Annotated in this window: 17 protein-coding genes; 7 read left to right on the forward strand and 10 right to left on the reverse strand. The window is 43.1% G+C overall.

The window, feature by feature from the left end:
- Positions 1-721: 721 nt before the first annotated feature.
- The gene (locus tag BET10_RS05850; RefSeq protein WP_240503655.1) at positions 722-2,803 is read right to left on the reverse strand and encodes a putative bifunctional diguanylate cyclase/phosphodiesterase; all 2,082 of its coding nucleotides are present in this window, start codon (positions 2,801-2,803) and stop codon (positions 722-724) included.
- 249 nt (positions 2,804-3,052) lie between these two features.
- Entirely contained in the window at positions 3,053-5,725 is a 2,673-nt protein-coding gene (locus BET10_RS05855) for an insulinase family protein (RefSeq protein WP_070983989.1), read from the reverse strand.
- A 162-nt stretch (positions 5,726-5,887) separates the two neighbouring features.
- Here BET10_RS05855 and sixA point away from each other — a divergent pair, with 162 nt between their 5' ends.
- The 6 genes from sixA (at position 5,888) to yegD (ending at position 12,557) form a co-directional block, all read left to right on the forward strand.
- A complete protein-coding gene (gene sixA / locus BET10_RS05860) occupies positions 5,888-6,355 on the forward strand; it encodes a phosphohistidine phosphatase SixA (RefSeq protein WP_070983990.1) in 468 nt (155 codons plus the stop codon).
- Between the two features lie 426 nt (positions 6,356-6,781).
- The gene (locus BET10_RS05865; RefSeq protein ID WP_070983991.1) at positions 6,782-9,100 is read left to right on the forward strand and encodes a TonB-dependent receptor; all 2,319 of its coding nucleotides are present in this window, start codon (positions 6,782-6,784) and stop codon (positions 9,098-9,100) included.
- 121 nt (positions 9,101-9,221) lie between these two features.
- Positions 9,222-9,521: a hypothetical protein gene (locus BET10_RS05870; protein ID WP_070983992.1), complete on the forward strand. Its 300-nt coding sequence runs from the start codon at positions 9,222-9,224 to the stop codon at positions 9,519-9,521.
- Between the two features lie 21 nt (positions 9,522-9,542).
- Complete coding sequence (locus BET10_RS05875; protein ID WP_338053291.1) at positions 9,543-10,199, forward strand: HAD family hydrolase; 657 nt, start codon at positions 9,543-9,545, stop codon at positions 10,197-10,199.
- A gap of 54 nt (positions 10,200-10,253) precedes the next feature.
- Entirely contained in the window at positions 10,254-11,090 is an 837-nt protein-coding gene (locus BET10_RS05880; RefSeq protein WP_070983994.1) for a DNA ligase, read from the forward strand.
- Between the two features lie 102 nt (positions 11,091-11,192).
- On the forward strand, positions 11,193-12,557 hold the full coding sequence (gene yegD, locus BET10_RS05885; RefSeq protein ID WP_070983995.1) for a molecular chaperone: 1,365 nt from the start codon (positions 11,193-11,195) through the stop codon (positions 12,555-12,557).
- A gap of 36 nt (positions 12,558-12,593) precedes the next feature.
- Here yegD and BET10_RS05890 read toward each other — a convergent pair whose 3' ends face one another.
- The 4 genes from BET10_RS05890 to BET10_RS05905 all read right to left on the reverse strand — a co-directional run bounded on the left by BET10_RS05890 (position 12,594) and on the right by BET10_RS05905 (position 17,129).
- On the reverse strand, positions 12,594-13,052 hold the full coding sequence (locus tag BET10_RS05890) for a methylglyoxal synthase (protein ID WP_070983996.1): 459 nt from the start codon (positions 13,050-13,052) through the stop codon (positions 12,594-12,596).
- An 8-nt stretch (positions 13,053-13,060) separates the two neighbouring features.
- Positions 13,061-13,690 (reverse strand): LysE family translocator, encoded by a 630-nt coding sequence (locus tag BET10_RS05895; protein ID WP_070983997.1) that lies wholly within the window; start codon positions 13,688-13,690, stop codon positions 13,061-13,063.
- Positions 13,691-13,813: 123 nt separating this feature from the next.
- Positions 13,814-15,646: a S8 family serine peptidase gene (locus tag BET10_RS05900; protein ID WP_070983998.1), complete on the reverse strand. Its 1,833-nt coding sequence runs from the start codon at positions 15,644-15,646 to the stop codon at positions 13,814-13,816.
- Between the two features lie 295 nt (positions 15,647-15,941).
- Positions 15,942-17,129 carry a multidrug effflux MFS transporter gene (locus BET10_RS05905; RefSeq protein ID WP_070983999.1) on the reverse strand — a complete coding sequence of 396 codons (1,188 nt, stop codon included), beginning with the start codon at positions 17,127-17,129 and terminating at the stop codon, positions 15,942-15,944.
- A gap of 157 nt (positions 17,130-17,286) precedes the next feature.
- On the opposite strand from BET10_RS05905, the gene BET10_RS05910 reads away from it, so the two are divergent.
- The gene (locus BET10_RS05910; protein ID WP_170829115.1) at positions 17,287-17,757 is read left to right on the forward strand and encodes a hotdog fold domain-containing protein; all 471 of its coding nucleotides are present in this window, start codon (positions 17,287-17,289) and stop codon (positions 17,755-17,757) included.
- On the opposite strand, the gene BET10_RS05915 is transcribed toward BET10_RS05910, so the two are convergent.
- The 4 genes from BET10_RS05915 to hppD all read right to left on the reverse strand — a co-directional run bounded on the left by BET10_RS05915 (position 17,744) and on the right by hppD (position 21,909).
- Positions 17,744-18,157, reverse strand: a complete 414-nt coding sequence (locus tag BET10_RS05915) for a bactofilin family protein (protein WP_240503651.1) — start codon at positions 18,155-18,157, stop codon at positions 17,744-17,746. The two genes, BET10_RS05910 and BET10_RS05915, sit on opposite strands and share 14 nt — an antisense overlap.
- On the reverse strand, positions 18,147-19,325 hold the full coding sequence (locus BET10_RS05920; protein WP_070984001.1) for a M23 family metallopeptidase: 1,179 nt from the start codon (positions 19,323-19,325) through the stop codon (positions 18,147-18,149). The genes BET10_RS05915 and BET10_RS05920 overlap by 11 nt, the downstream gene beginning before the upstream one ends.
- 123 nt (positions 19,326-19,448) lie before the next feature.
- Positions 19,449-20,762, reverse strand: a complete 1,314-nt coding sequence (gene fahA / locus BET10_RS05925) for a fumarylacetoacetase (protein WP_070984002.1) — start codon at positions 20,760-20,762, stop codon at positions 19,449-19,451.
- A 100-nt stretch (positions 20,763-20,862) separates the two neighbouring features.
- Positions 20,863-21,909, reverse strand: a complete 1,047-nt coding sequence (gene hppD / locus BET10_RS05930) for a 4-hydroxyphenylpyruvate dioxygenase (protein ID WP_070984003.1) — start codon at positions 21,907-21,909, stop codon at positions 20,863-20,865.
- Between the last annotated feature and the right edge of the window lie 184 nt (positions 21,910-22,093).

Genomic DNA, 22,093 nt, shown 5'->3' on the forward strand with positions numbered 1-22,093 from the left:
ATGGTTTAATTTTAGCAGCTATTATGAGAATACTGTAATTACCTGTTTATAAAACGGTCTGAAAGCTTCTGTTTACATAGGCCAATTTAGTATTACATATAAAAAACAACAATTTGTACTTAACTAGTTGTTTAAATCGTATAATATTCGACCCTTTATGCACGTTTTAACTCGAACGAGTTAAGAACTATGCGATGTTGGCTCGGCTATTGCTGATACGCATGTAACGCTCTCCAGCGCTAGCCAAATCAGGCTGCTAATGGTGAAAACCATACCTCGTAGTTTCAATTTTCAATGCAGTTTAGTTGATTAGAAAATAAATTATTTAATAATCAAGTAGCTACTATATTAACATCAATCTTATTGCTAATATTGCATCGAACTGAGCTGCTATTAAATTAAATAATGCAATATTTTGCAACAATTAATATTTAATTGTACAAATACTGCGCACTTTGGTACCCTTCGCGCCCTTAGTTAGAGTTGTGAGTTAAGCTGGTTTATGATGTGGATTGTGTTGTCGTTGTTCGGTGCAATATTACTTTATGTTGAAGCGGTTCGTAAGGGGATGCCTATTAAGCGGTGGGTGGTTGCCGGTATAATGTGTGGACCTTGTGCGTGGTGCTTACTGAGAGTTCATCATCGTCGGGCTTGGTTACGCAATCAATTACACCAATGCTGTATGTGGCGTGCCTAAGGACTGATTTAATCTTAGCTTCGGTTAATTGACAACTTTGAGCTGAGGTTGCGCTTCTCTTTGCTTTTGTGCACGCAAGAATGTGGTAAAGTCATCGGCGCAAAGTGGCTTAGAGTAAAAGTAACCTTGAATGGTCTGACAATTAAGTTGCTCCAAAGCACTTAATTGCTCGGCTTTCTCGACGCCTTCAGCCACAACGTGTAGGTCTAGGTTGTGGGCGATAGTGACGATAGAGTCAACCATATTGCGTCCTCTCTCGGAGGACATGTCATCTACGAAGGCTTTGTCCACTTTCAAGGTATTGAGTGGAAATTGCTTCAGGTAGGCTAGTGACGAGTAACCAGTACCAAAGTCATCAATGGCCAAATGTATGCCGCGAGCACTGAGAGAGCGCATAATTGAAATGGCTTCTTGCGGGTCATCCATGATAGTGCCTTCGGTGATCTCCAACTCTAGAAAATACGAAGGAAGTTGGTTTTTTTGCAAGATAATATCAATTCTGGTTGTTAAGTCGGGCAAGCTGAATTGCTTGGCTGATAAGTTAACCGCAACGCGGCCATCAAACAAACCTTGATCTATCCAGCGCTTTACATCTTTACATGCCTTATCTAGAACGACTTCACCAATGTCAATGATCTGCCCAGTTTCTTCCGCGATGGGGATAAATATCCCCGGGCTGATGATCCCTTTTTTCGGGGTGATGAATCGAACCAAGGCCTCCATACCCACTAGGCGGCCAGTTTTTATGTCCATTTTTGGCTGGTAGTAAACGACAAAGTGGTCCTCTTTTAAACCGAATCGCATCAGGTTTTCAATCTGTAATCTTTTTACTGCTTGTTCGTTCATGGAGTCGTTGAAGAACAAATAATGGTTACCTCGCTGTTTTGCGTGGTACATGGCTGTGTCGGCATTTTTAAGCAAAATTTCAGGAGTTGCACCATCTTCTGGAAACAGCACGATACCAACAGATGAAGTGATCACCAGCTCATGGTTTGCCATTTTAAACGGTGTGGCAATCGCTGCGAGGAACAGCTTGGCTGTTCTAGTAATGGTATGAATGTCGTTGGTTCCGGCCATGACCAAAGCAAATTCATCTCCACCTAATCGGTAAAAGGTATCTTTTTGACGAGCGAGTTTGTTTAATCGCATGGCGAGTTTGGCAAGTAGGCTATCGCCTAATTGATGACCAAGCGAGTCATTGATTTTCTTAAAGTTGTCTAAATCGAAAACCAGCAAAGCATGGTGTGTGTCCTGTTGAGCCAACTTTTTCAAATTGGTAAAAAATAGATTGCGATTTGGTAATCCAGTTGTGCGATCTCGATTAGATAAATTATGTAACTGTGATTCTGCTTTTTTACGTTCGGTGAGGTCGGAATAAACCACTACATAGTTTGTTACTTGTCCGTGACTGTTTTTGATTTCATCAATCGTCACTTCTATTGGCAACAAAATATCTTTGTGATTACGAAGTCGCAACTCTTCTTGCCAGTGTTCGGTTTCTTTAAGGCTGGTGATAACCTGATTGATATAGCGCTCATCGTAACCGGGTAAATTAAACGGTTTACCTACATATTGAGGTCGGTTGCCTCCAAACAGCACCAGATAGCTGGGATTTAAATCGACCAATCGAAAGTGGTCGTCATAGATGGCAATCGCGTCCGTCAGGGATTCTACGCATTTGGCGAATAGATTAAGGCGTTCCTCGGTGCTTTTTAGATGGCTGATATCACGGACTGTCCCAGTCATCCTAAGTGGGTTGAGGTTATTATCTTTCTCAATGATTTTACCTCTATCCAAAACCCAGTGATATTGCTCAAGATTGTCTTTTAGTCGGTAGCTTGCCTCAAAGAAAGCACTTTTCTCTGAAAAGTGTTGTTTAAGAAGTTTTTCTACCAATGGTAGATCTTGAGGATGAATTCGATTTGCATTGGGAATAAAGTGGCTAGATTTACTTTTGTGCAACATATATTTGTCGTTGATCCGCACCACTTCACCGGTCGCGATATTCCAATCCCATAGTGTGTCTCCGCTTCCTTCCACGGTGCTTTTTAAACGCTGTTCAGATAGCTGCAATACTGATTGTGCTTTTTTTAGCCTGTTGTTCATTACTAGCAAATAGCTAGTGGCTAGGAAAAAAGTCAAGCAGAGCCCAGCCCAGACTGGGTCTAGGAGTTCTAGCTGTTGACCGGAATTAAGTGCTTGCAGGGGAGCGCTAAGTACGGAGTACAACAGCATCATGATGGAGGTTTTTGTTATTGTTCGCTGTATCATAGATGCATAACTCTTTATTGCGAGCTTTAATCTAAATGATGCAAGAGTCGGAGTCAAAGAGAAATGCGCAAATTAGTTTCTTTTTTAGTTACAAAGAAGCGCTACTTTTGGATGAAGTGGAGAAAAAATCGTTTTAATGTATGCAATAAGCGTGTCTTTATCCATAGAATCAATTTGTGCCACAAGTCGTCGTTGCATATTAAACTTATGATCATCATTAGTGATAGCTATCCAAAAACGCTGGGCGCGAAGCCTTAAGTTTTTGTCCTTTTCTGCAACTTGTAACCGCAATGCCCCAATGGCTTCTAGCCATGTTGTATCATCAAGGTCTGTCAGCCGGTCAATAAATTCAGTCACAAACTGCTCATGTCTGGCGAGTAACTCTTTGGAGTCGTATTGTGGAGATTGGATATAAAATGCGATCCCGGCTCTGGTGTTAAATGGTGCGTAACCAGCACCGACCAAATAGCCAAGTTGCTGTTGAGTTCTTAAGGTTTCGAAGTATTGTTGACTAATAAGTTGGTTAAGCATCATCAGTGCTACTTTCTCAAACACATCTTCAGTTTGGGCTTGAATATAATAAACCAGCGCGTGCTCACTGCCACTTTTTTCTATGTGTTGTTGTTGATAGTTATCAAGTACCACCAAGGGGCGCTTTAAATCTTCTAAGATTTCGCTTTTTTCAAACAGGCGTCTGAGCTTTTTTTGCATAGCTAGCGCATGTGTTTCTTGCCAGTTACCATGTAAAAACGCTTTTATATGTACAGAATCAAAAAACTGATTTCTAAATTGACAAAACTCATTAAAGCTAATGGTTTTCAAGGCACGTGCCAGAGCCATCGGTTCTGGGTTCCAAGGCATTAACTTTGCGCCGAGAACACTGAATAGCTCACTGACTGGTTTGTTGTGGTTGTGGTTTTTCCAGTGTCTGATCAGTTGCTTTTTATATTCAGCGAAGCGGGTTGCACTGATCACGGCGTGCAACATGTGTTCTAGTAGCTGTAAAGCTAAGGTGATTTGATTTCCGGATAGTCCTGCTGTGTGTAAAGTAAGCCCACCTTGATGGGAGTTGATGTGGTAATTCAAGCCCGCAAGTTCAGCAGGGTAGTATTGCTCAGCCATGCTGTCCATTAGTAAGTCGGCGAACAGTCTTGTCAGAGCCATATGTTTAACGCTTTTAATACCAAGCAAAGAGTCTATTTCAATATAAAAATGGCCCTTGGTAACTCGGAAGGTGGCGTCTTGTTTGAACCAAAATGCAAACCCAGGTTTGTCTTTGAGTAAAGTTGGAGTACGACTTTTATTAGTCACATCATACAATACATTATCTACCTGTAAGTAAGGGTTCACTTTAGGAAGCTGCATCTCTGGCAAAGGTGTATCAATAGCGGCAAGCGCATTTAGCCATTCATGATTAAGTTGCTCAACGTCATACGGTGTATGGTACCACTTGGCTTGCATGGTAGGTTCAACATCTGGATGTATTAGTACCATGCGCATGTTGTGTGGTGACAGATAGTTACACAATTTTTTGTGTAACTGTTCATCAAAGCCTTGCATCACATAATCACCATACAGGTAGTCTTGTGGCTCATAGTGATGCATATTCACACTGATACTGCTTGCCCATTCGAGCAAACGGCTTGGTTCTTGGTTGTTAAATGCAATATCGAGCAAAGTTCTTTTATCTTGATAGAGTCTTGGTAATACAGCCAGTTGAGACTTTATGAGCGCAATATACTCAAACAGCATTTCTACGATATCCTCGTAGTAATCAATACCTTCATCAGTGAGTGCAAAGCTAACGTTGAAGTCTTTAAAGTTACTACCGCTTATTCCTCCGCCAGCAGAAAGTGCATTGATCCAACCCTGTTCTTTGAGGATAGAGTAGAGAGAGCCTTCGCCTTCATAGCCTAATAAATGAGCTAAGAAACTCACGCTTTTATGCTTGTACAAGTCATCAATGCCGTTCATAGCAAAGCTGACGATTAATTTCTGCATATGCTTGCGAGGCGCAATATGCAGTAATAAACCTAAATCCTGAGGACGATACAATGGTTCACTAATTTCTGCTTTGTTTTGGTGTGTCCCCGCAATTTGGCGAAAATATTGTTCGACTTGCTGTGCTAACTCTTCAATGGAGTGAGGGCCTGCAACAACTAAGGTCATCCATTGAGCTTGGTAGTGTGTGGTAAAAAAGTCGCGAACTTCTTGCGCGATACACACCTCCCGGTTGTCTAGAGTGGTTTTGTTACCCACCGAGAATTTGGCAAAAGGGTGTAGTGGGTTAACTGTTTCTTTATGAACCTGATAAATTCGACGCCCATCGTCTTTTATTTTCATTTTAAATTCGGCATCTATAGCGTTACGCTCGTTTTCAGTTTGTGACGCATCAAGCAGTGGATCAATAAAAAACTCCGCAAACAATGATAAAGCATTGTAAAACTGCTGAGGTGCACAATCGAAAAAATAACAGCTATGTTCTGTGCCAGTCCAAGCATTGCTTTGCCCACCAGCCTGACTGACAAACTGAGAAAAGTAACCTGGTTGAGGATGTTGCTTTGTACCCAAAAATAACATATGTTCAAGGAAGTGTGCCATACCTTGGCGATCAGCAGGGTCATCGAAATGTCCTGCATTGACAGTAAGCGCTGCGGCAGACTTATCGCTGGATAAGTCACTGACTAATAAAACCTGTAGACCATTGTCGAGTGTAAGCCGGTGGTAGTTGCGATTATCATTATTACTAACTTTCAAATTTTTGCCGCCGATACATAGAATGTAAATAAAGAAAGCTTACAATGCGAAATGAAGAACTTTGCTTTATGTTTATAGGGTCGTTTGTTTTAATATAGCGAACAAACGAGGTAATTAGCTACAGGTTAGCAGGCAAATTTACAAAGAACATTAGAGAGTGCAATGAAAACTATTTTAATTATGCGCCACGGTGAAGCTGTCCCTATGCAAGTTAATGATGAAGCTAGACCTCTTACGGAGCGAGGAATAAAGCAGGCAAAGGAAATGGCCTGGTGGCTTAAAGGGCACTTCAAACCGCAAGCCGCATTAGTCAGTCCATATACAAGAGCACAGCAAACCGCTCAACAAGTGCTAGCAATCAATGATTTCAGTTATGTGGAAATTTGTAAAGATGTAATCCCTACGGGAAATGCTGCGTTTGCCATCGATTATCTCGAAACGCTCATTAGTTTGAATGAACATCTTGATGTATGGTTGGTTGTTGCGCATATGCCCATAGTCAGTTATTTAGTAGAACAGCTATGCCCCGGTAACTCACCTATTTTTAATACGGCGGCTATTGCTGTGATTGAGTATGATGAAGTGACACAGCAAGGCGTATTTAAGAGTATGAACTCACCTTCTTTATAATTATTCGAGCACTTTCTTACCTATATTTGCAACATAATGCCATGACCTTAATTATCTGCTTGTAAAGCTTACGTTTCCAGTCGAGGTAAAAAGCTCAACCCCCTACATTTCAAGTGAAAACCAAGGAAGGACATATGTCCGTATTTTTTGGCTTTTTGGTAGCTAAAAGTTGTAAACGTCTGGCTTCTTGTTGCGAAAAAATCAAAAAAGGCGATTTTTTGTTGTTAGTGTGTCGGTAATATTTTATTTAGCTGCTATACTGTGGGCGTCGCGTTCAGCCTCGCAGGTTCGCTTTGCACTCTCGGTTGTGAGGTCCGCGCTAAATTGAAAAAACGCGCGAAAAATTGAACGTACCACGCCAACGTGATACGGCGACCATACATACCGTTGAACAAAAAGAGTGCACATAAAAGGTTAAGCCCAAACATGAAAGCAATGAAAAGATCTACGTTAGCAACTTTAATCAATGCAACGTTGTTCTCTGCTGTAGCAGGTACTTCATTTTCTACTCTCGCTGCTGAACAAACCCCTGAAGCAAAAAGTAATCAACTGGAAGTAATCCAGATCACAGCACGTAAGCGTGTTGAGAATGCTCAGGAAGTACCAGTGAGTGTATCTGCACTACAAGGGGACAGCTTGGATGCATACAGCTCTGCGGGTATGGATATTCGTTTTATGAATGCGAAGATTCCAAGCTTGTCTGTAGAGTCATCTTTTGGTCGTACATTTCCGCGCTTTTATGTTCGTGGTCTTGGTAATACCGATTTTGATCTAAACGCTTCTCAGCCGGTTTCATTAGTGGTTGATGAAGTTGTACAGGAAAACCCAATTCTAAAAGGCTTCCCAGTATTTGACGTTGCACGTGTTGAAGTTTTACGTGGTCCACAAGGTACATTGTTTGGTCGTAACACGCCGGCTGGCCTCGTGAAGTTTGATTCTGTTAAGCCAAGTCAATCTTTTGATGCTTATGGTGCAGTATCTTATGGCAGCAAAGGCGCAGTAGACTTTGAAGGTGCTGTAGGTACTGGATTAACGGATCGTATTTCGACTCGTGTGTCAGTACTTTGGCAAGATAAAGAAGATTATATTGACGTTAAAGCACCAGGTTTTGAGAAAGAAGACTCACTAGGTGGCTATAACGAAAAAGCGGCGCGCGTACAATTCTTGTATGAAGGCGACGACTTTACGGGGTTATTAAATTACCACGTGCGTGATTTAGATGGTCGTCCCATTGCGTTTCGTGCGAACCTAATTGAAAAAGGTTCAAACAACATTAACCCTCTGTATGATAATGACGTTGTGTATCATGATGCAGCTTCTCGTTCTACGCAGCAAGTAGACTCTCAAGGTCTAAACCTTAAATTAGAGTGGGACTTGGCTGAGCACACGGTAACATCAATTACAGCTTGGGAAAGCGCTGAAATATACTCTCGCGCTGACGTAGACGGTGGTTACGGTGCAGCATTTATCGGTTTCCAAGGTCCAGGTCTAATTCCTTTCCCATCAGAAACTGCGGATGCAATTCCTGATCACGACCAATATACGCAAGAACTTCGTCTATCAAGCAACTTCTCTGGTGATATTAACTATCAAGTTGGTATTTTCCTATTCGAAGAAGATTTAACGATTGAAAGCTTCTCATATGATACGTTGACGTATGACCCAACTGCGAACAACTACGGTTTGCAAAATGGTTATGCAGTTCAAAACCAAGATACATCTGCATGGGCGGTATTTGGTTCAGTTGACTACACGCTTACTGATGATTTAAAAATCACCGCGGGCCTACGTTATTCTGATGATGAAAAAGAGTTTTATGCAAAACGTACTATGAGCCCAATCGGAGCCGCTGCACTGTTAGAAAAAACAGCGAACCCTAGCGATAGCCATGTAAGCTGGGATTTGAGTGCAGCCTATAAATATAGCGATGACATTAACTTGTTTGCTCGAATCGCAAATGGTTTCCGTGCGCCAAGTGTTCAGGGTCGTATCTTGTTTGGTGACGTTGTAACAGTTGCTGATTCAGAGACAATTAATTCAATTGAAGCCGGTATTAAATCTGATGTACTTGATGGTCAGGGCCGAGTAAACGCGACGGTATTCTACTTCCAAATGGATGACCAACAGCTAACAGCTGTAGGTGGTGGAGCGAACTTTAACCGTTTGATCAATGCAGATAAAACAACTGGCTATGGCTTTGAATTAGATACAGAGTGGGTGTTAACGGATGAATTAAATGCAACGTTTAACCTAAGCTACAACAAAACTGAGCTGGATTCTCCAGGCTTAGAAGTGGGTGCATGTGGTTCTGCGTGTACAATCACTGACCCATACCGTCAAGTTGCCAATCCTTTTGCTGCAGATGGCGATGGGTTTGATGAGATTGCTATGATCGATGGCAATAGCTTACCTCACGCTCCTGAGTGGATTGCAAACGCGACACTACGCTATACCACTGAGCTAGAAGGCGGTGAATTCTTTGTGTATGGTGACGTATCTTATCGCAGTGAAATAGACTTCTTCTTGTACGAAGCGGTTGAGTTCAGAGGTGATGCATTGTTTGAAGCGGGCGTGCGTACTGGTTACATGTGGGCCGCTGGCGACAATGAATATGAAGTATCAGCGTTTGTTCGCAACCTGTTTGATGAGCAAGTGGTGATTGGTGGCGTTGATTTCAACAACCTAACAGGCATGTTGAACGAAGAACGTTATGTAGGTGCTGAGTTTAAAGTACGTTTCTTCTAAACGTCACAGTAACTTACAATGATGAAAAGCCCGCTTTCAAGCGGGTTTTTTGTTGTCTGTAATGAAAAGCTTGGCAAGAGCTGATAAAGTCATAGCCAAGTATGAAATGAAGAGAAAGATGATGTCTGGATTTTGGAATTACCGAGTGATTTTTTGTGAAGCGACTAAAGATGAGCAAGCGCTTTATCAAATTCATGAGGTTGAATATAACTTAAACGGAAAAGTTACAAACTGGTCAGAAACCGGTGCTGCGCCATTTGGTCGTAGCATCGAAGAGTTACAGGCCGATACAGAACGCTTAAAGTCAGCGTTTGATAAGCCCGTGTTAAAAGTAGTCAGAAAGCCTAGAGGCTATGAGTTAGTTGAAGTGGAAAGTGGATTAGAAGCCAGTGCAGAGCCGCCAGCAGGGTTAAGCGAATAAAGCCCTAATCAAAAGGAGCGAATGATGAGTTTACAGGCCATTTTATTTGATTTCGATGGAACCTTAGTGGATTCGGAAGCGCTCCACTATCAAAGCTGGATGCGTGTGCTAGAGCCTTGGCGGGTAAGCTATGATGAACTATCATTTTGCTCAGAGTTTTCAGGTGTACCCACACTTCAGGCTGCTGACACGCTCAATCAACGCCATGGGCTTAGTGTTCACGCAGAAGCTTTAACATATCAGAAGAATCAGTTCTTCGTTGAAGTTGCACGAACTGTGCAACCTAAACTGATGCCATATGCACAAGAGGTTTTACATCAAGCGAGTGAACACTTTACCTTAGCGTTGGTAACTGGCAGCACTCGTGCTGAAGCGTTGCCAGTGTTAGAGTTTTATAAGCTTGATCGGCTCTTTAAATATTTTATCTGTAAAGACGATGTGGTGCATGCTAAACCTCACCCAGAACCATATTGTAAGGCGCTTATACAGCTTTCACTAAAAGCCAATCAAGCTGTTGCAATTGAAGACACTTATACAGGTTTGAGTTCCGCGCGCGGAGCAGGTTTAAGAACTATTGTGGTGCCGAACCATCACTCGAAGCAGCAAGATTTTTCTCGCGCAAGCTTTCAAGCCGACAATTTACAAGTTGCTTGGAGGCAAGTACTACAACTGGCATAATGGCATAGTTATACTAAAGTTATAGGCTCATTACCTAGTGCAAGGAGCCTTTTAATGAAAGTATGGATACTATTATTGATAAGCCATCTGTGTATTCTATCCACGAGTAAAGCACATAGCCCACCCAGCGTAGAGTTAGCAAATACCTATCATGAGAGCACGCCTATTGCTCACTATTTAGTGAGCGAAAAGTTCGATGGTGTACGGGCCATTTGGAACGGTTCTGAGTTGTTAACTCGGGGTGGGTTTCGCATTAATGCACCGAAGTGGTTCACTCAACCGCTTGGCAGTATGTCTCTTGATGGTGAGCTTTGGTCAGGATATCAAGCGTTTGCATTTGTAAGCGCCTTAGTTCGTAGCAAACAAGGTTCGGATGAAGATTGGCAAAAAGTGCGTTACTTAGTATTTGATGCACCACACCCCAGCATGCCCTTTGTTAAACGTTATCAACGTTACCAAGATGAGTTAAATCGTATCTCTGCTGCCCACCTGCAAGCCATCAAGCAGTATGACTTTACAAGTAACAAAGAACTGAATGGCTATTATCACAAAGTATTGGCCCGCGGTGGAGAGGGAGTGATGTTACACCGAAAAGGTGCCGTACACCGAGCGGGTAGATCTGATAATGTGCTCAAATACAAACCCTATATTGATGCTGAAGCTATTGTTATTGGTTACACACCAGGAAAGGGGAAGTACCTAGGGATGGTTGGGGCGCTCAAAGTCCGCAATACACAAGGCATTGAGTTTAAAGTCGGGTCGGGGCTCAGTGATAAGTTACGTCGGCAGCCACCGACGATAGGCACACAAATCACCTATCGTTATCAAGGTTTTACTAAACATGGCAAACCCCGTTTCGCGCGTTTTTTAAGAGTGAGAGAGTGGCTATGAAGGCTAACAGTTGAAAACTAGGTATTGGGCGTTGTCATTGAGTTGAGGTTTGATCTGCAAGTGTGTTAACCTGCGCGACCTTTTTTCGGTCGTGAGGTAAGTATGATTGTTGGATTTGACTACGGTAGCTCTAATTGTGCCGTAGGTACAATGAATGGGCAAGACGTGAGCATGCTGGAACTGGAAGCTGGACGTGCGTATCTTCCTTCAACGCTGTATGCGCAGCACAATTCTTTGGTCGTCGATTTTGTTGCAAACCAACTTGCTAATACGCCTGATGACAAAGCTTATCGCCAAGCTCGTGTGGGGATGTTGAACAGCATTCAAGCCGTACGCAAAGATTTAGACTTGCAAAGCGGTGAAACGGGCATTCAAATAGGCAGTGCTGCAATTGACGAATATATAGACTTTCCAGAAGAAGGGTATTTTGTTAAATCACCCAAATCATTCTTTGGTGCCATAGGGCTTAAGCCACAGCAAATAGCCTTCTTTGAAGATATTGCCACAGCTATGATTATGCAGATTAAGCAACGTGCCGAGCGTCAGCTTGGTAAGGCTATAACGCATACTGTGATAGGTCGTCCGGTAAACTTTCAGGCCATAGGTGGTGAGCAAAGTAACCAGCAAGCAATCGATATTTTAACTACGGCTGCCAAACGTGCAGGATTCAAAGAGGTCGAATTTCTGTTTGAGCCGTTAGCCGCTGGAATCGATTATGAGTCAAGGCTGACACGAGACCAAAAGGTGTTGGTTGTAGATATTGGTGGTGGTACAAGTGATTGCTCTTTTGTGCAAATGGGGCCGAGCTATCGAGAGCGCACTGACCGAGAACAAGACTTCCTGTCACACACAGGTAAACGACTGGGCGGGAATGACTTGGATATAGCGATGGCCTATCATAATTTTATGCCGTTGTGTGGGTTGGGTTCGACATTAAAGTCAGGTTTACCTATGCCAAACCAATTGTATTGGCAAGCATGTAAGATAAACGATCTTCATTTGCAAACGGAGTTTTATGGGCAATCAAATAGGCGTGAACTTCACGCGATGCTTAGGGATGTAAATGAACCCGAAAAACTCGCGCGTTTACTTAAAATTCAACAGAATAAGCTAGGCCATCAAGTTGTTCGTCAAGGGGAGCTGTGCAAAATAGCACTGTCCAGTGATAAAGATTATTTAGCACAACTAAACTTTGTTGAGTCTGGCTTGAATACGATGGTGACTCAGGCACAGTTACAAGACGCTGTATCGGATAGCTTGAAACAGATCTGTACTTTAGCTAAGGATGCCATCAGCAGCGCGCAAGCTCAACCGGATGTAATTTATCTGACTGGAGGCAGTGCACAATCACCGTTACTCAAATCAGCTCTACAGCAATCGCTGGGTGACATACCGATGCTAAATGGCGACAACTTTGGTAGTGTTACCGCCGGGCTAACTAAATGGGCGAGCAAAATCTTCAGTTAAGTTCATTGTGAGTATCGTGTGCACGATACTCACAGCTCAATCTAGACGAGTCGCAAGGTATCCTTGGTAATCAGGCAAGTCACGGGTGATCTCATCACTGATGCTTGGTGAAGCGATCAGTAAATCTGCGGTTACTTCGTTACAGGCTACTGGAATATTCCACACCGCAGCGAGTCGCAACAGCGCTTTCACATCAGGGTCATGAGGCTGAGAAGCGAGTGGGTCCCAGAAAAATACCAACATATGAATTTGATGTTCGGCTATTTTTGCGCCAATCTGTTGGTCGCCCCCCATGGGACCGCTAAGTAGTTTCTCTACGCTGAGCCCAGTTGCTTTTTCAATTACATGCCCCGTGGTGCCTGTTGCAAATAGGTGATGGGTTTGCAACACGTTTTTGTGGGTGAGGCACCATGCTTTGAGGGCGGCCTTTTTGCCATCATGGGCAACCAGAGCGATGTTCTTCTTACTTGGTAAAGTTTGTATCTTAGTTTGCATGTTTGTTCTCATATTATCAGGTTGACGGCCAAAGCGATGAAAATTATTCCCGATGTTCTATCTATCCAAATGGGGGCACTAGGGTGGCGACGAAAATACCCAGCTATTTTATCGCCGCCATAAATATACGCACAGTCTATAGGAAAGGCCAAAATAGGGTACAGAAGTCCAAAGATAGCCAGTTGCAATGTTGGTGGTGACAGGCTTGGGTCAACGAACTGTGGAATAAAAGCGATGAAGAACAAAGCCACTTTGGGGTTAAGTACTTCGGTCATCATAGCTTGTAAAAACACATTACCTGGTTTTTTGGTGCTGACATGAGGCTTATCCTCACAGTCTATGCGCGCTTTTAAGGTCTCTCTAATTGTTGTAATACCAAGAAATGCTAAATAGGCTGCCCCTAAATATAACACCGCGTTATAGGCGGTCTCAGACGCCTTTAGAATTGCAGATAGGCCAACAACTGCAAAAATGGTATGAATAACGCCACCTACAGCAAAACCTAGCGCACTTTTCATACCCGCCACACGACCATGGGTAAAGGTCTGTGCCATTAAAAATGCATTTGAGGGGCCGGGGGCGACGGCAATGATGGTACTGGCAATGACAAATGAAACGAGGGATTCAGGATTGAGCATCGTAAATTGAGCAAAGTTCAACAATGCTAATTAGTCTAAGCGGTTTTGTGTAGAAAAGATACGATTAGTAGAGTGGACAGTAAAAAGCGGACCTAGAGGTCCGCTTATAATTTGGTTGGATGCTTAGAATGCAACTGTTTGTGTGTCAGAGCATACTGTCGTGCTGCCTTGCTCACATACTTGATAAATGAAGCTGCCGCTGTTTTTACCAATGTTGTCTGCAAAGCTATTATCGTTGCTAGTTGTTACAATCATGCTACCGTTGCGATAAATATCTACTTGGCTTGTGCTCGCACCTTGCCAGCTTAGGTCTGCATAGTTGTTACCTTTTTGCTTGTAACCAGAAACTGATAGGCTGATGCTACCATCACCTGGGTTACCGCCATTGTCACCGCCACCAGCACAACCATTTGCTGTTAGGTAAGCATCTGCGTCAGCCGCTTTAACGATACCGTAACCGAAGTATACGTCTTTACCTGCCGCACCCGCATCAGCAGCAGTTGCTTTAAGTGCTGCACGAATTTCTTGGCCAGTACATTCTGGGTGGTTTGACCATACTAGCGCCGCTACACCAGAAACCGCTGGCGTTGCCATAGAAGTACCGCTCATGAAGCCGTAATCGCTTGTGCCGATATCAACAGTAGCAGTGCTGCCAGCCATAAGTGTTGCACGGTCTTCAAGTGCAGCACCTACCGCAGGGATACTTGTAGAGTTAGTGTCACCTAGCGTGCCGTATAACATGCCAGCTTCGTTGTTCACGATGATTGCACCGATACCGCCTGAAGCTTCACAGTTTGCAACCTTGTCGTGGAAAGAGATGTTACCACGGTCGATTAGACAAACTTTACCAGCAGCACCTGCATCAGTCGCTTCAGCCGTACCCATGAAGAATAGGCTACCAGTGACTGTGCCAGAGTTTTCCATTGCAGAGCTTGCAACAACGTTACCGTCAACATCTAAGCTAGCAGAAGTTGCCATGCCCGCTGGGTAAGTAGAAAGTGTATCAACACCGCCCGCTGTTACTTCAACACAGATAGTTTCATCTTCAGATGCTTTTTTACCGCGGCCGCTTAGACAGCTAGGGAACTGTGAGAAATCAGCAATTTCGTTATTCGCATCGTTTGCACCGATCATCATTACTGAAGGGTAACCTGCTGGGTATGAACGTACGTCGTTACCATCGTTACCAGCTGCTGCGATTACTAGGCCACCTGCATCGTTGAAGCTAGCAAATGCGTTTGATTCAGTGCTGTTTGAACCACCACCACCAAGACTCATGCTGATGATGTTTGCGCCAGCTTGTGAACAAAGGTTCGCAGCGTGTGCTAGATCAGAAGAATATCCCCAACCTTCCGCGTTGAATACTTTGATGATGTGCATATCTACGCCTGGAGCCATACCAACAACACCAATGTTGTTGTCTGCAGCGCCGATAGTACCTGCTACGTGAGTACCGTGAGGACCACCATGATCATACCAGTTACCAGTACCTGAATCGTTGTCACCTGTGATGTTGCCCCAGATGAAGTCAGGGTTTGAGCTATCAAGACCTGAGTCGATAACACATACTTTCATGCCCGCGTTTGCGTTGAAAGTAACTTGATTTGCTTGAGACTGATAAACAGCATACGGTGTAAGCTGTTGGGTCATCGCATCACCAGCATCATCGTTATAAATAGCCATTGGCATACGTTTGAAGTCTTGCTCAACCAGTTTTACGTGTGGGTTATTTAATAAACCTTTAACTTGAGATAGGTCTTTGCCAGAAAAAGTTGCTGCGATGAATCCGTCACCATCAACGTGAAGTTGTGCACCTAACTGCTTAGCTAGCGCCTTAACAACGCCTTTATTATTATTCTCAACTTGAATGATGTAACGGTCGTCCGATGCTTGTGCGCTTGCTGCTGCACACATACCCGCAAACATTAATGCTGAAGTGAACTTGTTTAGTTTCATTATTATTATCTCTAGTTCGTTAAAATGAGTGAATCGCTTGTTAAACGAGGGTGTTAATTAGTCAAATATTGTTAAATAAATAACAATTGATTAACGGGTGAACAGAGTAGATCGAAATGACCCATGGCGTAAAGAATATTTTATTGCTTTTTTTATAAAAATTTAGAGTATTAAATTATTTGTATATACTATTTTAGTCTTAGTGGAAGTCTAGCAGGTTACATGGTTTACCGTAGTAGGTACATGATTTACAAAGGAAATGATAATTATACTTATTTATGGTGTAAAGTGCGGACTATACCGCACTGTGTAAAAATTGTTTATTTTTGCCTAATAATGCCAGTAAAAATGGGAAAGTTATAAGTAAATGTAATGCCAATTGATGTGGTGCTGTTAGGTGCAATTGTTGCGTGAGTAAAGCTAATACACCTGCGCCACTCATTTGCATAACGCCAATTAGCGCTGAAGCAGTACCCGCTTGTTTAGCAAAACCTGATAAAGCTTTTCCTGCTGCAGAACCGAGCGAAAAAGCAAAGCCTATGGAAGCAACATACATTGGCAGCATAAAAGCAGCTGGATGCGCGTATTGGCTTGCCCACAACATAGTAACGCCACCTAGCATGAAAAGCGTTAAGCCAACAATCAGTGCTAAGCGGCTGTGACGCTTTATAAGAATAGGGGCACAAAAGCTGGCGATGATGCTCAGTACAGCATTGCCAGTAAACCAACTGGTAAAGTCTGCTACTGAGCCATTTAGATGGTTCATTACCCAGCCCGGCGCTGTGGTGACAAAAACTAGCATGGCGGCCATACCAAACAGGGTTATCGAGGCATTAAACATGAATTCAGAGCTTGTCACCATAGGTTTAAAGCGACGTAAGTCTAAGATATGGCCTTGATAAATACTGTCGGCAGGTTTGGTTTCTCGATAAAGATAGAGCATCAGTAACAAACCAAGCGCCGCGAATCCAGCGAGGAAAACAAAGTTACTGCGCCAGCCAAACTCTAGGGTCAGCCATGCCCCCAGTAACGGCGCAAGCGCTGGAATAAAGCAAACAATCCCATTGAGGTAGGTAATCATTTGACCACTGCCTTTGTGGCCAAAACTGTCTCTTACAATGGCGAAGGCGGCAACGAACGTAGCGCAGGCTCCAAACCCCTGCATGGCACGGGCAACCATCATCCATAGCCAGCTATCTACCAGCGACGCCAGTATTGCCCCAATAGTGAAGAGCACAATACCCGCGTTAGCAATGGGCTTTCTTCCGTATTTGTCTGCAAGTGGCCCAGCGACTAACTGACCCAGTCCAACAGTCAGCATATACACGCTGATAGTTTGCTGAATTTTTGATTCGGCTACGTTTAGACCTTGCTGCATCGCTTGAAATGCGGGCAAGTACAAATCAATACCCAATGGGCAAAAGATGACCAGTAAAGCGAGAATAAATACTAAAGATTTGCTGATAGCTTGAGATTGCGGCATGACGACTCCTTTTGGCCGCTATTCTAGTGTGCTCTAACAAAAAGAACAGGACAAAGCGCCGGATCCGCAAAATAAAAGTATAAATGCACGAAGTAGCATATTTTCTCAACAGGTCGGATGTGTTAATTTGATATTATTAATTCGTATTACAGAGGGATTGACCGTGTCGGCACCATTACTCAAAATCTATAAAAGAATGCAGTGGTTACCATTTGGCCAGTGGTTTTTTAGCAAAGCTGTTTGTAGAAAAGCACCTTATTTTGGCTCGATTAAACCACGGATAACTAAGTTGGAACCGGGTGAGTGTTGTGCCACCATACCGAAGCGTAAAGCTGTTTTTAATCATATTGGTACTATTCATGCGATTGCGCAGTGTAATCTGGCAGAATTATGTGCTGGTGTGATGGTTGATGCCACCGTGCCTCACAAAACACACCGCTGGATCCCAAAAGGTATGACTGTGCAGTATCTAAAAAAGGCGGAAACAGATTTAACTGCGCAAGCAAAAATTGCTTTGCCACGTCAGTGGCAAGATAAGGAAGATTTGATAGTACCCGTAGAAATCTTTGACGCCCAGGGCACTAAAGTTTTTCATGCTGATATCAACATGTATATTACTGAGCGTTAGTTGTTTTATCTTTGCTTGAGGCTTTGTCTTTAAATGAAGTGATATTGGTCACTTCTGTTTTGTGAGTGAGTTTGCCTTCGATTAAAGCGCCGGCCTCTATGCTTAATGTGTCATGCATGATATCACCATGTACCTTGGCTGTTTTTTCGAGCATGACTTTATCTGCATCAATACCGCCATTAACGGTGCCTTTGATTCTTACAATGTGTGCTTTTACATTGCCTTCAATAACGCCGTGCAAGCCAATGACCAGAGTGTTGATTGCTAAATCACCAATCACTTTACCATCGACTTGTAATTCACCTTCGCACTTTATCTGGCCCTCAACGACAGTATTGGGAGAGATAATAGCGGGTAAACCTGAGGGCGCTTTGTCGCTGCCTATTAAACTACTGAACACGATTGATTACCTTCGTTAACTTAATGGGGTTGATATGTTTGCCATTTTGTAATACTTCATAATGTAAGTGAGTACTAGTGCTGCGTCCAGTACTTCCCATCAAAGCAATTACTTCAGATTTACTGATCTGTTGTCCTTTTTTTACTTTGATAGTGTGTAAATGGCCAAAACGAGACACCAATCCATGTTCATGCTGTATTTCAATAAACTTACCATAGCCGCCATTTTTTCCGGCTCGTAACACGACACCAGCAGCTGGGGCCACAATCTCAGTTTTGTGCCAGCCTGCTAAATCAACCCCTTTATGGTAAGCGCGCTTACCAGTGATAGGGTCTTTACGAAAGCCAAACTGACTGGAGATATAGTAGTTATCTTTAGCCACAGGCATTGAGTCCGGTAACGTGTTCAACACTTGTTCAAGGTTATTTAACACCACTAGGTTATCAATCGTGCTGAGGTATTCTTCTGGGAGTTGCTCTAGTTCGAGCTGGTGATATGGGCCACCTTGTGCAAGCGCTGAACTTTCATGTTGAGGGGCAATACCCACTTCAGCCAGGCCTGATGCTAACTTGGTCACGCGGGTCTGAATATTTTGCGATAGAGCTGAAAGTAAGTCTTGCTGATTTACAACGAGCAGTTGTGCTTGAGTATTAAAATCTTCCTCTGGCGGTTCCTCTTGCTGTTCACCGACACTCACTTCACTTTGCTCAGCGCTGCTCTCGGGGAGTGAAGCGTCAGAGCTGATGCTATTTTCCGCATTGGTATCATCATTACGAATATTAGTGTCGACAGTATCGACCTCATCGCTGGCTTCATGTAAAGAGCTAGGTAAAGCATCGACCAAGCTTTGTAGCATAAGCTGCTTTTCTGAGAGCTCATTAAGCGTTTGCTGCTGTTGTGCAAGTTGCGCTTGCATTTGCTGCTTCTCGTTTAGAAACCGCTGTTGGTCTGCTTCTGTTTGTGCTTGCAAATAAGAAATGGTGCTTTGCTGACGTTTAACTGACTTTGCATTTATCACAGACCAAGCGATAGCGCCTATCACAAGTGCAATTAGCAACGGTTGTAGCCAGCTAGCCAAGGTAAGCATATAAATCTCGCCATTTTGGCGTATTAGGATCTGCTTTGAGCGGAATAACGTCTTATAAATGCGACTGATTAATTTCAACATAGATAAAAAATATTTTAGACAACGCTTAACCATAACAAGATTGAAGCAAAAATCCAGCAAATTTATATAATAAAAAGGTGCACTTACGCACACCTTTGATTTTTATCTGCTTTTAATTTGGGATTATTTAGCAGGAAGAACAGTGCCTTCAACAGAGCCAAAGCCTATGCGATTGAAGCCATCAGCTTCACACCAACCACGCATAATGACCTTGTCACCATCTTCTAGGAATTTACGCTCTTCGCCGTTTGTTAAAGTGATACTTTCTTTACCACCACGAGAGAGCTCTAGTAATGAACCCGCTTCTTCATGCTCTGGGCCTGATTGTGTACCAGAACCTAACATATCACCTGGTAAGAAGTTACAGCCGTTTACGGTGTGGTGAGTTACCATTTGTGCAACGGTCCAATAGCTGTGTTTGAAGCTAGACTCAGAAAGCTTTGCAGCAGGTTGCTTTGCTTCACGCATTTTGGCTGTTTCAAGCAACACATCCATTTGAATGTCGAAAGCACCTGCTTCACGGTTGTGTGTTGACTCAAGGTAAGCCATAGGTTGCGGGTCTTGCTCATCACGGTGCCATTGTGTACGGTAAGGCGCAAGTGCCTCAGTTGTAACAATCCAAGGAGATACGGTTGAAGCGAAGTTTTTCGCAAGGAATGGACCTAGAGGTTGATATTCCCAAGCTTGCAAATCACGTGCTGACCAGTCGTTGAATAAACAGAAACCAAATACGTGGTTTTCTGCATTTTCAATCGCGATTTGTTCACCCAGTTCATTACCTTTACCAAGATAAATACCAAGCTCTAACTCATAGTCTAGACGCTTACATGGACCGAATGAAGGTGCATCGGCATCTGGCGCTTTAGTTTGGCCTTTAGGACGATGGAACGCTTGTCCAGATACATCGATAGATGATGAGCGACCATGGTAGCCAATTGGCACCCACTTATAGTTAGGTAGCAAAGGATTATCCGGACGGAACAATTTACCAACCGCTGTTGCGTGGTAGATTGATGTGTAGAAGTCAGTGTAGTCGCCAATATGACATGGCATTGAATACTCAACATCAGCTTGTGATACTAGCGCATTTTCCAGTGCTGCTTGATGTTCAGAGCCTTCACGTAGCGCTCTAGACAATGCTAGACGTAGCGCTGACCAGTAATTTTGGCCAAGGCCCATAAATTCATTTAATGCCTGTGCGTTGGCGGCTTCAACAGCTACCTGTGCATCACCTGAAAAAATGCTAGCTTGTGCAACTACCGCAAGGTCTAGAACTTGATCACCAATGGCAACACCACCGCGAAATTCTTCGTTAGTGCCTTTACGACGAAATACCGCAAACGGTAAATTTTGAATTGGGAAATCAGTACCTGCTTGGTTTGCACTCACAACCCAACTTTTCAGATTAATATCATGGGTTTCGTTAATAAAAGACATTGCCTTTCCTTTTTATTTTTGGTTAACGCTATTTTGCCTTAACTAAAATGGAAAAAGCAGCTTTAAAAAGCTGCTTGTGAAAATAATAACTCTAAATAGCTTAGATCACGCCGCGACGTTCTTGATCTCGCTCGATAGATTCAAATAGTGCTTGGAAGTTACCTTCACCGAAGCCGCCATCGTCAACACGTTGGATCATCTCAATGAAGATAGGGCCAAATAGGTTTTTAGAGAAAATCTGTAGTAGGTAACAGTTCTCGCTTTGGCTATCTACCAAGATCTGGTGCTGTCTAATTTTTTCGCGGTCTTCTTTAACCCAAGGTACGCGATCAAAGATAGTTTCATAATACTCGGGGATGATATCCAGTGTTGCAATGGTAGACTGATCAAGTTGGTCAAGAGATGACACCAAGTCATTTGTTAAGAATGCTAAGTGTTGTACACCAGGACCATTGTACTCATCCAAATACTCATCGATCTGGTTGTTGTTATCATCTTTACCTTCGTTGATTGGAATCGAGAAGGTGCCACAAGGTGACTTAAGGGCATAAGATAGTAGTGCTGTTTTTTGACCTTTGATGTCAAAGTAACGTACTTCTTCAAAGCCAAATACGTCTTTGTAGAAGTTAGCCCAAGTTTCCATTGTGCCCTTGTAAACATTGTTGGTTAAGTGGTCAATGCGCAAGAAGCCTTTGTCTTTAACAATGTTTTGCTCTTCAAGATCAACAAAGTCATTCTCGTAGATTGAACCTTTATCACCAAACACGTCGATGAAGTAAATAAGGCTGTCACCGATGCCGTAAATTGCAGGGTAAGGCAAATCTTTGTTCGCAGACTCTGTCGCTGGCTTTGCACCACGCTCAACAGCAACATCAAATGCTTTTTTAGCGTCTTCTACACGCCAGCCCATAGAACAAATAGCTGGGCCATGGCTTTTAGCAAATGCTGCTGAGAAACCTTCGCGCTCGTTATTTAGTAAAAAGTGAATGTCGTTTTGGTTGTAATAAACGATGTCTTTATCTTTAAACTTTTTAAGTTTTGAGAAACCAAAATCGGTGAACACTTTATCCATGTAGTCCGCATCTGGTGTTGCGTACTCAGTAAATTCGATACCCACTAAACCTAGTGGATTTTTTACTTCACTCATTGTCATACTCCCGCAATTAAGCAAATTGGGTTGCTTGTTAGATTATGTTCTTCAGTAGGTGGATGATTAATCAAAAATGGATAAAGAGGAAGATCAGGCCTCTATTTAGCTGACAGCCGATTTGTAAATTAAGTTGCACAAACCTTAATGCATTATGGGGATGTGCTGACACTTAGGTGAGAAC

This window comes from Pseudoalteromonas amylolytica (assembly GCF_001854605.1).
In the GTDB taxonomy this organism is placed as follows: Bacteria; Pseudomonadota; Gammaproteobacteria; order Enterobacterales; family Alteromonadaceae; genus Pseudoalteromonas; species Pseudoalteromonas amylolytica.